This is a genomic window from Mycoplasma sp. 5370 (assembly GCF_054343435.1).
The window spans coordinates 13,707-29,462 of the sequence record NZ_JBTGVF010000010.1; the positions used below are offsets into that span (position 1 = coordinate 13,707).

General features: G+C 26.4%; 8 protein-coding genes and 1 rRNA gene. All 9 read left to right on the forward strand.

Going from position 1 to position 15,756, the window contains the following annotated elements; genetic code table 4:
* Positions 1-15 precede the first annotated feature (15 nt).
* Positions 16-10,413, forward strand: coding sequence for a hypothetical protein (locus ACXX88_RS02130; RefSeq protein ID WP_458559455.1), 10,398 nt, complete (start codon positions 16-18; stop codon positions 10,411-10,413).
* 266 nt (positions 10,414-10,679) lie between these two features.
* The gene (locus tag ACXX88_RS02135; RefSeq protein ID WP_458559456.1) at positions 10,680-11,342 is read left to right on the forward strand and encodes a hypothetical protein; all 663 of its coding nucleotides are present in this window, start codon (positions 10,680-10,682) and stop codon (positions 11,340-11,342) included.
* Between the two features lie 135 nt (positions 11,343-11,477).
* On the forward strand, positions 11,478-12,143 hold the full coding sequence (locus tag ACXX88_RS02140) for a hypothetical protein (protein WP_458559457.1): 666 nt from the start codon (positions 11,478-11,480) through the stop codon (positions 12,141-12,143).
* Between the two features lie 19 nt (positions 12,144-12,162).
* Positions 12,163-12,546 carry a hypothetical protein gene (locus ACXX88_RS02145; protein WP_458559458.1) on the forward strand — a complete coding sequence of 128 codons (384 nt, stop codon included), beginning with the start codon at positions 12,163-12,165 and terminating at the stop codon, positions 12,544-12,546.
* Positions 12,547-12,593: 47 nt separating this feature from the next.
* The gene (locus ACXX88_RS02150; RefSeq protein ID WP_458559459.1) at positions 12,594-13,259 is read left to right on the forward strand and encodes a hypothetical protein; all 666 of its coding nucleotides are present in this window, start codon (positions 12,594-12,596) and stop codon (positions 13,257-13,259) included.
* Positions 13,260-13,278: 19 nt separating this feature from the next.
* Positions 13,279-13,665, forward strand: a complete 387-nt coding sequence (locus tag ACXX88_RS02155; RefSeq protein ID WP_458559460.1) for a hypothetical protein — start codon at positions 13,279-13,281, stop codon at positions 13,663-13,665.
* A 46-nt stretch (positions 13,666-13,711) separates the two neighbouring features.
* Positions 13,712-14,377 carry a hypothetical protein gene (locus ACXX88_RS02160; protein WP_458559461.1) on the forward strand — a complete coding sequence of 222 codons (666 nt, stop codon included), beginning with the start codon at positions 13,712-13,714 and terminating at the stop codon, positions 14,375-14,377.
* Positions 14,370-14,783, forward strand: coding sequence for a hypothetical protein (locus ACXX88_RS02165; RefSeq protein ID WP_458559462.1), 414 nt, complete (start codon positions 14,370-14,372; stop codon positions 14,781-14,783). The genes ACXX88_RS02160 and ACXX88_RS02165 overlap by 8 nt, the downstream gene beginning before the upstream one ends.
* Before the next feature lie 654 nt (positions 14,784-15,437).
* Positions 15,438-15,756, forward strand: a 16S ribosomal RNA gene (locus ACXX88_RS02170); the annotation flags it as partial.

A 15,756-nucleotide genomic window follows, 5' to 3' on the forward strand; every position in this document is an offset into this window, starting at 1 on the left:
TAAAAGGAAGTAATTATGAGTAAAAAAATAAAAAATAAAAAAGGAATAGCTCTTGGTGCTTTACTTGGAGCATCCATAGGTACAACAGCAGCTTTTGTTCCACATTTATTTAATGATAAAACTAAAAAAGCTGAAACAGTTAATATTAGTGAATTTGAAGCAACTAATATTGGTTTAAATAGTGCAACAGTTAAATTCAAACTAGATTTAGACAAATTACCTGAAAGATACAAACAAGCTTTATCTGTTAATCCTAAATTAAACGTTAACGTTATTGAAGCAAAAACAAATAGAATCGCTGATACAGATGTTGCATCTTACAATGAAGAAACAAAACAATTTTCACTTGATGTCACTTCATTAAAACCTGGAAAAATTTATAATCTACAAGTTGTTGATTTAAAACATGATAATTTAACTTTTGAAATGTCTACAAGTTCTGGATTTATTATTACAAAACCTGAACTTGAAAAAATTAATTATTCACTTGATAAAAGAAGTGCTAACTTAGAATTATACTTCTCTGATGAAGAAAAAATTCTTGTTGGTAAAGATGTAACAATTCAAGTAAAAAATAAAGATGATCAAAGTGCACAAGTTCAAACAATTACAGGAAAAGTAGTAGCAAAAGAAAGTCAAGATTTAGCAGGTAATAATAAAACTGATGTATTTTTTGAAACTAAATTAAGTGAACTAAAAAGAAATAATACTTATGAAATCACAAGTGTTAAAATCGATGATCGTGAAGTAGAGTCACAATCTTCACTTGAACGTTCATTTAAAACAACTATTCCTACTACAATCGTTACATCAATTGAACAAAAAACAAGTACTAAAAATCAAGCAACAGGTGAATTATACTTTTCTGCTGATGATGTAGATGCAGAAAATAAACAAATTAATGTAACTTATGCAAAAATAATGAAAGATGAACATGGAAATAAAACAGGTTATGCAAGTTTTGTAACTATTTCTAATTTAACATTAACAAAAGTTAAAAAAGGCGAATCAGATGTTTATAAAGTAGATTTAACTTTAAATGATTTAGAAGCAGGTTCTTCATATGAAATTATTAGATTATCTTCAATAAATAGCGATGATTTAGAACATGCAGTAAATGTAGTTCTACCACGTGAAGAAGCAGATAAATGAGTATTATCAACACAACCAGTAGTACAAAAAATTAATGTAGATACTCAAGTAGAAAAAACAGCATTTGTAACAGTAACACTAAAAGATGATTCATATACTAAGAACGGACAAAGTGCATATTTAAAATATGCTCTTAAATCAGAAAAAGATGACACAACTAAGATTAAAACAGTTAAAGCTAATGTTGTAGGTAACTTCATTAGATTTACCTTACAAGACTTACAAGGATTACTAGAATACCAAATTACTGAAGTAGGAATTGAAGAAAAACCAGCAGCAGATGCTACTGCTACAACAACTGCTTTTGACTTTGTTGATGGTTTTGATGAAACAAGCAAAACCTTTATTCCAACTGTATCAACTATTTTAATTCACGATGTTAACGTAACAGAAATAAAAGAAAGTACAGCAAAAGTTGTACTAGAATTTGAACCAAACAATGATTTTATTTTAAATAGAAAAGCAAAATTAAAATTCTCTGCTTTAGGTTCAAATGATGAAGTAACTTTCCCTTCACCTACTGGAAGCGAAAGTACAGTAGAAGGTAAAGTTATTTCTAAAACAAATGATAAATTACAAGTAGAGTTTGATTTAACTAATTTAAATGGTGGAACAAGTTATTCTATTACTGGATTAACTTTAGATGAAGATTCAACTAAGAGTGCTGTAGAAAACAACTTAAAAATTGATTTTTCAATTAATTTAGATGGTTCGAAAAGAAGATTTATTACTAAACCAGTAGTTAAAGATATTAACTACACTAACTCAGATACTTCTGCAAGTTTAACTTTCACATTAGCTAACTCATACCAAAGTGGAAATAATGATAATTTTGAAGGAAAAACTGCAACTATTAAATATAAATTAAAAGTAGATGCAAATGCTAATCCCGCTCCTTCAGGTGATGATACAGCAGAAAAAACAGTTACAGGAACTGTTCAAAGTAACTATATAGTTGTTGAATTAGATAATTTAACTCCAAATAAAACATTTGAAATTACTTCCGTTGAAGTACAAGGATATACTACTTCAGATACAACAAAAGCAAATGATTTATTACATATTTCTTCTAATATAACAGAAGATCAAAAACTATTTTATACAACAGCTGTTTCAGCTAATATTAATAGTATAGTTAATACACCACAAACCGAATCTACATCAAAATTAGTATTTACTTTTGATGAAAAATCAAGATTCTTAGCAACAAGAAATGTTACAATGACTTATAGAAAACTTAATGCAAGTGTTTCAACTGCTGATTCTACTATGGATGCAGTAGTTAATGCTGATGGTACATTAACTTATGAATTACAAAATTTAGAAATAGGTTCTAAATATATTGTTAAATCATTAACAGTTAAAAGAACAGATGCAGATGCAGCAGATAAACCATTAACTAGAATTGTTTTTGATGCAAATACTGTAACTGAAGATAATAAAATCTTTAGAACAACAAATGGAGTTAGTCACTTAGAGTTTAGAACTCCTGTAGAAACAAAAGCAAGAGTTGTTGTAACTATTGCTGATGCAAGTCAAGAATATGCTAATAAAAAAGTTAAATTAACATATGCTAAAACAGATGCAAATTCAAGTGAAGTAACTACAGAAGCAGTTGATATTGTTAATGGAAAAGCAGTTTTTGATTTATCTAATTTAGAAAAAGTTAAAGAATATAAAATTACTCATGTTAAATTTGTTAATGTTTCAAATGAAACTGATATTCCTTTATCAACTAAATTAACAGAAGATAATAAAAAATTTACTACTTCTGCCCAAACTGCTAAAGTAGAAATAATTGAAGAAGATACAACTGCAAGAACTAAAAAATCTGCAGCAGTAACTGTTTCATTTGCAAGTGAAGATTCTTTCTTTGCAGACAACCAATATACTTTAACAATGAAGTATAAACTAAGAGGTTCTAATGAAGCAATTAAAACTGCTACAGGTACTTTAGAAACAACAGGAGATACTAAAAAATATAAATTTACTTTCTCAAGTCTAAAAGAAGGAGCAGTTTACTACATCATTGGATTTGATGGTTCTAAAGATAATAAAAATGTTGATGTTATTTTAGATAATGTACAAGAAAGTAATAAACAATTTTCAACTAAAGCAACAATTAACTCAATTTCAGTAAATACTTCAGAAGAAGCAAAAGCAAGAATTGTTGTTAGATTTAATGATGCTAAAAGAGAAATTGTTAATAAAGAATTACAAATTAAAGTTAAAAAACAATCAGAAAAAGATGATTCTAATGCAACAACATATACTGCTACAGCAACTTCTGATTCAGGATTATATGTATTTAATTTAGATGGATTGCCAAAAACTGAAAAAGTTGAAATTATAAGTATTTCTTATAGACAAGATGAATCAGGTACAGACTATAATCAACAAATTGACTTTGGAGCAGAGCAACAAAGTACTTTAGATACTTCTAAAGTATTTACAGTATCAGCTACAAGTGCAACAGTAAATAATGTTTCTATTACTGCTGAAACAAGAAATTCAGCCACTGTAACCTTAACTTTTGATACTACAAAAGACTCCTTTGTTAATAGTAAAAAACTTAAATTAAAATATAAAGGACAAGATTCAGCAAATATTATTGAAACAACAGGTGAAGGAGAAACAATTTCTAATGGTTCTGTTACAGTTAATTTAACTGGATTAAAAGAAGGAATTAGATATGAAGTTGTAGGATTTACAATTGAAAATCTAAAATCTAATTTTGATTCAACAGCAAGTTCACAAGCAGATATAAGTCATAGAACTTTTGTAACAAAATCAGCAGTTTCAAAATATGAATTCTTCCAAACAAGTGAAACATCAACAAGAGTTGTTGTTTCTATTGAAGATAATGCTAGAGTTAAAGAAAACTTTAAAGCTAAATTAATTTATCATAAAACATCAACAGATAATTCACAAGCAACTGACATCACTACAGATGCAGTAAACATTGTTAATGGTAGAGCAATTTTTGAATTAACTGGATTAACTAAATCAGGTTCATATACTATTAAAGAACTACAAATTAGTGATCAAGCAAATTCAGATACTAATTTAACCAAATTAGAAGAATTATCTACAGTAACAGAAAATAGCAAACAATTTACTTTAACTTCTCAAACTTCAGAAGTAACATCTGTAACTTCAACTACTACATTAAATAGTGCAACTGTAACTATTAAATTAGGTGCTTCAGATGCCTTTACAATAGGTAAACAAGCAACATTAAAATTAAGAAAACAAGGTTCTGATACAGAAATTACTCAAAATGCTAATTTAACTGATGATAGCGGTGTTCCAAAAGGAGAATTTACTTTTATTAATAGTTTAGATTCTGGTTCAATTTATGTTTTAACTGGTATTAGTATTACTGATGTACCAAAAACAAACTTTGCTCAATCTATTATTGATGCAAGTAAACAAGCAGTTACAACTCCATTAATTTCAAGACTTATTATTGCACCAAGTGCAGAAACAACTTATGGATTAAGTGCTATTATACGTGATCCTTTATCAGGTTCAGGTGATAGTAGATCATTTGATAATAAAAAAGTAAGAATTACTTATTATGCAACTGATGCACAAGATACTAAATTAACAGTTGATTCAACTATTAATTTATCAAGAATAGATGCAAGTTTAACTAATTTAGTAAAATCAAAAATTTATAAAATTGAAAAAATTGAATATAGTGCAACTGGTACTGAATTAACAGATAATAACTTAACTGCATTTACTTTTACTTCTGAAGTAACAGAAGAAAATAAACAATTTACAGTTACTCCAAAAACAGCACAAATTACTGCCTTAAGTTATGAAGGTATAACAAATAATAGTGGAACTGTAAAAGTTAAGTTTGCTAAATCAGTTGATGAATATTTAAGTACTTCAAGCAAACAACTAAAAATTAAATACCGTTCATCAGAAGATTCAGAAAGTAAAGAAAGTACTTTATCAAGTGCAACACTTGAAGGAAATAATGTTGTATATACATTTAATTTAGAAAACCTTGGACATGGTTCAAGTGTTAGAATTATTTCAGGAATAATTGATGGAATAAATGTAAACTTTGCTTCTTCTATTACTGCAGAGCAAAAACAATTTAACACTACTCCAACAGTAAGAAACATTAGAAACTTTAAAGCAGATGAAGAAAGAAGTTGAAACATTGAAGTAAGACTAAAAGACTTAAAAGAAACCTCTGCTAATAAACAAGTTAAAATTAAATATGTTAAAGAAAGTGCTCCTGATACTGAATTAACTTCTGATGCTGTAACTGTTTCTTCAAACAGAGCAACAATTAAAGTTAGTGGTCTTGAAAAATACACCCCTTACAAAATAAAAGAAGTTATTTTAGTAGATTCAGGTGCAAATCCACAAGAAACAAACCTAGATTTTGAATCTTCAGTAGAAGATACTCATAAACAATTTAAAGTTATACCTAAATTAGCAACTATTGAAGCAGTTGAAGAAAAAACTTCAACTACAACTAGTTCATCATTTGTACTTCATTTCTCTGATGCTGATAGAAACTATTTAACTACTTACCACAATATAACTATTAAATATAGACAAAAAGGGCAAACAGAAATTAAAGAGAAAAATGGAACTGTAGATACTACCACATTAAAAGCATCCTTTAGTTTTACAGTAGGACAAGATAGTTTTGTACAAGCTTCTTATGAAATCTTATCTGTAATTTTCCAAGGAGATCAACTAAATTCAGGAGTTAAAAATACAACTAACAACCCTGAAGGTGTATTAATTTTATTTAAAGATACTTTAACTAAAAATGATAGAACATTTGCTACAACAACAGATGTTTCATCAATTAGTACAACACCTGATGAAACCACTGCTGAAGTAACAGTAAAAATTAATGATAATTCTCAAACTTATGTAGGTTCAAGAATTAAAGTTGTTTATACATTAAAAGATGATCAAAATGAAATAACTTCAAGTGATGCAGAAATAGTACCAAGTAATGAAAATGGTAAATCAGAAGCAGTTGTTACTTTAACAGGATTGCAAAAAGAACATACTTACACTATTAAGAAAGTATTAATTAATAATGCAGAAACTCCTTTTGCAAGTGGTTTTGAAGAAAATTCCAAAACTTTCAAAACAGTTGGAAAAACTGCAACAGTTACTTCTATTACTCAAGAAGAAAATTCAATTGCTAAAGATACAGCAACTGTTACTGTAACTTTTGATAATGCAGATGCATTCTTAGCAGGAAGTACTACAGTAGAACCTGCTACACAACCTAAAAACTTATACTTAATTTTCTCTTCTAAAACAACAGGAGCAGTAAAAAATAGTAGTCAAACAGGTGTTGCAAATCAAGTTGCTGCTGCTACCGCTGTAACTAAAGATGGAAATACTGTAAAAGTAACCTTTAATTTAAGTGGTTTAGATTCAGGAGATACTTATGAAGTAATTTCTGTACAAGAAAGAGTGGGAGAACCACAAGCAAATGATGTACAATTTACTTTATCTGATAATTTAACTAATAAAGACTTTAAAACATTACCTGCTTTAGGTTCAATTACTAAAAATGTAAATATTGAGAAAAAAGCAATCTTAACTATTGATGTAGTTAATGCTAATGATATTGTTGAACCAAGTGCTTCAACAAGTGGTACTTTAACTTATACAAGAGTTGCTGATAATTCACAGCATACTGCAAACTTTACTTACAATAATAAAACTTCAATTCAAGTTGAATTAAATGATTTACAAAAAGATGAAGAGTATCAAGTAATTAAAGCAACTATTAATGGTAAAGATTTAGAATTTACAAATGCAACTAATACAAATGCTAATAAGAAATTTAGAACAAGTGTTAGAACAGCAGAGGTAACTGTAACTGCTAATAGTGATAAACAAGTTGGTACTGGTACATTTACTTTAACATTTGGAAATCAAGATGAATTCTTAAATAAAGGTTGAACTGCTAATATTTCTTATCAAGTAACAAATGGACTTGAAAGAAAAATTAGTCATAATACTCCTGTAGATATTAGTAATAAATCTGCAACCTTTACTTTAAGTGGTTTAACAGGAGGACAAACTTATCAAGTTACTGATATTACTTTAACTAAAAAAACAGATAATAATGTTTCTTCTGTAAGCAGTGTACTTGCAAGAATGCAAGGAGCTAGTGGATTAATTAATACTAAAGCACAAGTAAAAGTTATTAGTTATGTATCTGCTAGTGAAGGAAATGCTGCTGTATCTGTATCATTTGATAATACAAACTTAGATATAGCAAATAATGGAACTGTTGCAATAGAATATGAATTAGTAAATGCACTTGCTGATGGAAATCATAGTGGAAGTGCAACAGCAGCAGTTACTGTTTCTAATAATAATAATAATAATAATAATAGCGTTGCGACATTCAATTTAACTAACTTAGTTAAAGGACAAGATTACAAAATAACAACTATTAAAAAAGATTCAACTTCTGGTGAAAGCTTAACTTTCAACACTAACATAAGTCAAGATACAAATCCAGAAAGAAGATTTAAAACTATTACACAAACAGGAGTTGTTAGTGCAATTAGTTTTGCAGATCAAAGTGTAAATAGTGCTAATGTTACTTTAACATTTGAAGATGAATTTGTTAAAACAGGACAACAAGTTTCACTATTATATAGAAAAGTAGGAACTACTGATTCTTATAATAGTACTCTAGTAAATGTAGGAGAAAATAAACAAGTAACAATTCCTTTAACTAATTTACAAGCAGGATCACAGTATGAAGTAATTGGTGGAACACTAATTCCTTCATCTGCTTCAGTAACTATTAAACAAGAATTAATGAATAATAACTCTAATAAGTTCTATACAAAACCAGAAATTTCTGCAATTGAAATTACTCCTACTTCTGAAACAGAAGCAAGAGTGGTATTAACATTTGCAGATGGTGAAAATTCATTAAATGGTCGCTCACTACATTTAACTACAGTTCTTAAAAATAGTCAAGATGCTTCAAGTAATCAAAATCAAGCAACTGCAACAGTGACTAATGGTAGTGCAACATTTAACTTAAGTGGATTAACTAAGTATACTGAATATAAAATAACTTCAGTTGCTGATACATCTAACAATAGTAGTACTGAAGTTCCTTATAATCCTATCTTTGCAGATAACACTGGAGAGTTAAGAACTTCTAAAGAATTTAGAACACTTGGATTAAATACTACACTAGAGTTTGTAGCACAAAATTTTGGTGCTGACTCTACCGATGCAACAACAGAAAGAGCAAAAGTTAAATTTACTGTTACACAAGCAGATAGAACATTTGCTAGAAATAAAAATATTTCTTTAAGATATGTACAATTAGATAGTACTGGTAATGAAATGGCAGATACTCTAAAAACTTCACCATTAAATGCAAGGTTAGCAGAAGATGGAAATATTGAGTTTGATTTAACTAAAGCAAGTGATGGACTACTAGATGGAACCAAATATAAAGTAAAAGAAATTATTGACCTTTCACCTGCAAGTGAAAGAATCACATTTAACTTACCTTCAAATGATTCAATTTTTGAAACATTAGTAAAACAACCACAAATTACAAAAATTGAAGCATTAAAATCAGAACACGATACTTCATTTGATACTAATAATCCGCTTAATATCGATACTACAAAAGCATTCAAAACCAAATTTAATATAACTTTTGATGATCCTAAATCTGCTATTAAATGAGATACAGTAAATGATTGAAGTATCCAAGCAATTAGAAAAGGTAGACACGAAGGTGAAGCAGATATGAATATTAAAAACAGTAATATTCATTTATCTAGATTAATGGATAGCAGTAATAATCCTACTTCAACTTTACAAGTAGAAATTACAACCAACAACATCGAAGATATTGTTGGATCACAAATTGTATTCCAAGTTAATGCACTAAAATATGGATCAAGAGTAGGTAATACTTCAGATTCTGCAACTATTGTAACAATTCCACATATTGCAGAAGATAATAAAGGAATACAACTTGTTGGTTCAACTAAAGCTAAATTATTTGTTGAATCAATAGCTTATACCTCTAACTATGGTGATAAATCATACGGAATTACATTTAAAATCTTTGATCCAAGAAGAAGTTTTAAAAATACAAGAGAATTTTCAAGAGAAAACAATAGATGAGTTGATACTCTTGGTTATTCATCATTAAATCCTGTTCTTTTCTTAAAAACAACAGATGGATTTGGTGCACCTGCAAAACAAGGATTTACAACTAACTCAGACCATAGTACTATAACAGGTGCTAAATTTATTACAGAGACTTCAACTAAAGCAACTTCAGGATTTAAACTAAAACAAAGTGCAAATGATATATTAGGTACTAATCCTACTTGAGAAAGTATAAGATTTAAAACTTATTATACTTCAACTTGAAGAGATGAAACTAATCTAGACTATACATATGTTTCACTATTAAGTTCAGTAGGTGATGAAAGTGAAATCTGAAAATTATTCCAAAAATATGTTAAAGTTGATGAAAGTGCAGTATTTTCATTACTAAAATATGTACCTTCAAGTTTTGATCTAACTCCAAGTAATGATCAATACTTTGTAGGTGGTACAAGTGATGTATCTGAAGGTTCAACTTTAGCAAGTCCAGGAATATATAATTCACTTCATTATTTTGCTCCTTTACAACAAGGAACTAATGGTGCAAATCCTGGCGCTGGTTTTAACGAATCAGTAAGAAGTGATGGTTGAAATAATAACTTCTATATTGTTAATAAACCAGGTTTACAAGGTAATAGTGAAGCAAATAAATATGTAGCATTTAATAAAACAGTTTGAAATAATGCTGATAGAACACTAAAAATGAATTATTTTGTTCCAGGAGCAACAGGTAGAATTGTTAATGCTAATAACTTAAAAGGTTATGCAGTGTTTGAAGACAGACAAGGTAATTTATACTTTGCAGGAGATCAAAATGGAAATCCACAAACACTTGCAACAACTGATGCAAGTAATAATTCAGTTACATTCTATGTAAACTATAATGGAATTGCTGAAGATGAAAAAGCTCCAGATTCTACTGAATTTAGATTAATTGGTGTATGAAGTCAAAAAAGTGATGATGCTAAAATTGCTCCTGTGTTAATTCACATTAACAAACAGCAAGAAACATTAATTCAATTTGAAATCAATCCAGTTAACAACACTTCAGAGACAACTTCTTTAGAAGCAATAACAGCAGCTCCTTCAAACTAACACATCCTAAAAACAAAATCTAATCTTAAGAGGTTAGATTTTTTTATTTGGACAAAAGAAGTCAAAGATAATAGTTTAAAGTAATCATCAAACAATTGCTAGAAGAAGAAATTAAGTAATCTTTCTGTATACTAGGGCCTAAACCATTAACAAAATAAAAAGAAGAAAAAAATTTATTAATAAATTAATAAAGAATTTGTTTAGAAAATTTATTGTAATTGAGTTTTAAAATTGTGCTATAATGAAATTAGGTGAAAGGAAAAAAAATGAACAAAATTTTTAGTAACAAAAGAAAATTAATGCTATGTGGTTGATTAAAAGAAAATGACATTAATTCTTATAATAATCCATTAAAACTTCAAAAATTCTTATTATTTTATGAATTATTTTCTAAAATAGCACAAGAAAAAGCAGATTTTTCTTACCTTAAAGGTTATGAAAAAGGACCTGTGTTTAGCAACGTCTATGGTGATTATAAAAATGAAAGAAGTACTTTTAACAAAATAGTAGAAGAAACATATAAAAACAACCAATATGAAGTTAATGATGATAGAGCATTAAAATGTTCTTTCATAGTGAAAACAGCAACTGAACAAGAGTTATCAGACTTTACTCATAAACTCAATTTATGAAAAGTTCAAGAAAATAAAATAATAAATAAAGAAAAACATATAGCATTAAATATAGAAAATTTTAATATAGATGATGAAAGAAAAATAAAAATAGTTGATGAAATTTATCAACTAGAAAAAATTAAAAATACAGAGATAATTAATATCAAAGATAAATATTTTGTTTTTAGTAAAGAAGATTTTAAAAATCTAACAGAAAAACAAAAAGAAATTTTAAAAGAACTTGCAGATAGTTATGAATTATATAATCCAGTATATGTAGAAATTGAAGAAGATGGTGGTTTATTAATTGATTAAAGTTAAAGATGTAATAAAAATGAGAAGAAAATCAAATTAAAATTTTATTAATAAATTAATAAAGAATTTTTTAGAAAATTTATTAGGATTGAGTTTTAAAAATATGCTATAATGAAATTAGTGAAGGGAGAAAAAATGAACAAAATTTTCAGTAACAAAAGAAAATTAATGCTATGCGGATGATTAAAAGTAAACGATATTGATTCTTATAATAATCCACTAAAAATTCAAAAATTCTTACTATTTTATGAATTATTTTCTAAAATAGCAAACGAAGAATTCGATTTTTCTTATTTAAAAGGTTATGAAAAAGGACCTGTTTTTAGCAATGTATATGGTGATTATAAAAATGAAAGAAACACTTTTAACAAAATAGCAGAAGAAACATATAAAAATAACCAATATAAAGTTAATGATGATAGAGCATTAAAATGTTCTTTCATAGTTAAAACAGCAACTGAATCCACTTTATCAAAAGTTACTCATAAGTTAAACCTCTGAAAAGCAAAAGAAGAATTAATAAATAAAAACAATAAAAATGTTCCTTTAGATGAAAAAGATTTTAACTACAAAGATCAAGAATTAATTAAAACAATAGATTCAATGTATTTATTAGAACAAATTAAAAATTCAGAAGTAATTAATATTAAAGAAAAATACTTTGTTTTTTCAAAGCAAGATTTTCATAATCTCACAGAAAAACAAAAAGAAATTCTTGAAGAAGTAGCAGATAGTGATGAATTATATAATCCAGTATATGTAGAAATAGATGAAGAAGATGGAGGTCTTATATTTGATTAATATTAAGGATGTAATAAAAATGAAAATACCTTTTCCGACAAAACATAGTTTTTTAGCAAAGGTAGCACATATGTATATTTGTTTAGATAAACAAAAAGAAAAATATCATTTTTTAAAGTGTCAAAGTTATAAACTAGATATGTTTACTGATGTGATAACAAATTATCATAAAGAAGTTCCAAATATAAAAAGAAATCCTTTTACAAAAGCAACCCTTATAGATTTAGATAAAGTTTTTATTACTTCTAAAGTTAAATATGATGATAGAATGAAAACGGAAATTAGATCAAATATATCAGATGATTTATTTAATGATCTAAAAAATAAATTAAAAGATTCTCAAATAAACATAATCAATCTTAATGAACAAGAATTAAAGTTGTTAAATAAATTAATAACTTAATTTTATTATCTTAATAAATATATGTTAATTAATTATAAAGGAGAAAAATGGATAAAATTTTTAGTAATAAAAGAAAATTAATTTTAAGTGGTTGGTTAAAAGAAAATGATATTAATTCTTATAATAATCCACTTAAATTGCAAAAATTCTTACTATTTTATGAACTACTTTCTAAAATAGCACAAGAAAAAGCAGATTTTACTTACTTAAAAGGTTACCCTAAAGGACCTGTTTTTAGTAATGTTTATAACGATTATAAAAAAAATATACTTATTTTCAACAAAATTATAGAAGAAACATATAACAATAATAAAGATAAAGTAGACAATGATAGAGCATTAAAATGTTCTTTCATAGTTAAAACAGCAACAGAACAAGAGTTATCAGAACTTACACATGAATTAAATTTATGAAAAGCAAAAGAAGAATTAATAAATAAAAAAGAGAAAAATATTATTTTAGAAGAAAAAGATTTTAACTATGAAGATCAAAAATTAATTAAAACAATTAGTGGAATTTTTCCGATAGAAGAAATTAAAAATTCAGAAGTATTAAATATAAAAGATAAATACTTCGTTTTTTCAAAGGAAGATTTTCATAATCCCACGGAAAAACAAAAAGAAATTCTTGAAGAAGTAGCAAATAGCGATGAATTATATAATCCAGTATATGTAGAAATAGATGAAGAAGATGGAGGTCTTATATTTGATTAATATTTAGGATGTGATAAAAATGAAAATACCTTTTCCGACAAAACATAGTTTTTTACCAAAGGTATCACATATGTATATTTGTTTAGATAAACAAGAAGAAAAATATCAATTTTTAAAATGTCAAACTTTCAAATGAATAATTATTAAGAAAAAATTAATACAAAATTATACTATTGAAGATTCTAATATAAATAGAAATCCATTTTCAAAAGAAACACTTATAGATTTAGATAAAATTTTTATTACTTCTACAGTTAAATATGATGATAGAATGAAAACCGAAATTAGATCAAATATATCAAATGATTTATTTATTGAATTAAAAAATCAATTAAAAGTTTCTCAAGTAAACATAATTAATCTTAATGAACAAGAATTAAAATTATTAAACAAATGAATAAATTAATTTTTAAACATATATGTAATCTAATTAAGTTATGTAAAGGAGAAAAATGGACAAAATTTTTAGCAATAAAAGAAAATTAATGTTATGTGGATGACTAAAAGAAAATGATATTAATTCTTATAAAAATTCACTTAAATTACAAAAATTTTTATTATTTTATGAAATTTTTAGTAAATTAGCACAAGAAAAAGCAGATTTTTCTTCCTTAAAGGGATATCAAAAAGGTCCTGTATTTAGTAATGTCTATGGAGATTATAAAAAAAGCAGACTTCTTTTTAACAAAGAAGCAGAAAAAGAATATTTAAATAATAAAAATAAAATAAATAATGAAAGAGCATTAAAATGTTCTTTTATCGTGAAAACATCAACAGAAAAAACTTTATCAGATATTACTCATAAGCTCAATTTATGAAAAGTTCAAGAAAATAGAATATTGAATAAAGAAAAAAATATAATTTTAAAAGAAAGTGATTTTAATCAAGAAGACGAAAAGTGAATGAAAAAAATAGATCGTATGTATCCATTAGAAATAGTTAAAAACTCAGAAGTAATTAACATTAAAGAAAAATATTTTGTTTTTTCAAAGCAAGACTTTCAAAACCTTACAGAAAAACAAAAAGAAATTCTTAAAGAACTGGCGGACAGTGATGAATTATATAATCCAGTATATATAGAAATAGATAAAGAAGATGGAGGGTTGCTAGTTGATTAAAGTTAAGGATGTTATTAAATTAAGAATTCCTTTTCCTAGTAAAATTTCATATTTAGCAAGAAAAACTCATATGTATATTTGCATTAAAAAAGAAGGAATGAATTACGAATTTGTGAAATGTCAAACATCAAAAGCAGAAATTATTAACTTGAAAATAATAAAAAATTATTATGAGGAGAAAGTGGATAGAAATAGAAATCCTTTTGTTACTGAAACACTTATAGATTTAGATAAAATTTTTATTACTTCTACAGTTAAATATGATGATAGAATGAAAACCGAAATTAGATCAAATATATCGGATGATTTATTTAATGATCTAAAAAATAAATTAAAAAAATATGAACCTACTAGAATTTTACTCAATGAACAAGAATTAAAATTATTAAATAAATGAATAACCTAATTCTTATTATTGTATTTTTTCATTTAAGGTTAAATTTAGTAAGAAAATATAAAAATAAAAATTTTTCCAAAAAAAGCAGAATAGTGTTATACTAATATTAGTAATCGTTAAATTACTAGTAAATTTAAAAATTTACGGATAATCATATGGAGAGTTTATCGTCAGATTAAGCGTAATATTAAGTACTCAAACCTTCAATGTAACCTTTCTCAATGGAAAGGTTTTTTTAATTGAATAGAAAAATGTTTCTTTGAAGCAAAATAATATTTAATAAAAAAATACTTAATTGAAGACATTTCTACATCAACTAATAAATTTAAAAATTTTTTAATTAATACATAGAATAGTTTTTGGTGATTTTAATTATTAAAATTTCTAATATATTTTTTAATAATGTTATTTAAATATTTAAATTAAGAAAAAAAATAAAAATTTACTTGAAAAATTTTGAAAATATTGTAGAATAATAAAGCAACTTAATTGTAATCAACATTTTTAGTGATTCTAATTCAATTATCAAAAAATAATCATATAAAATATTTGGAATTTTTGTAAAAAGTGTTATAATTAATCTTGTATGATTTTCACACAAAATCATTATGAAATTTAGATCTTTCAAAACTAGATGCAATAACCATAATAAACACACAAATCAATTTCAAGAGTTTGATCCTGGCTCAGGATGAACGCTGGCTGTGTGCCTAATACATGCATGTTGAACGAAGCAGTGCTTGCACTGACTTAGTAGCGAATGGGTGAGTAACACGTACCTAACCTACCTTTAAGATTGGGATAACTACTGGAAACAGTAGCTAATACCAAATACGGGTTTTCTTCGCATGAAGAAAATTTAAAAGAAGCCTCAAAGCTTCACTTAGAAATGGGGGTGCGGAACATTAGCTAGTTGGTAGGGTAAAAGCCTACCAAGGCGATGATGTTTAGCCGGGCCGAGAGGCTGTACGGCCACACTGGG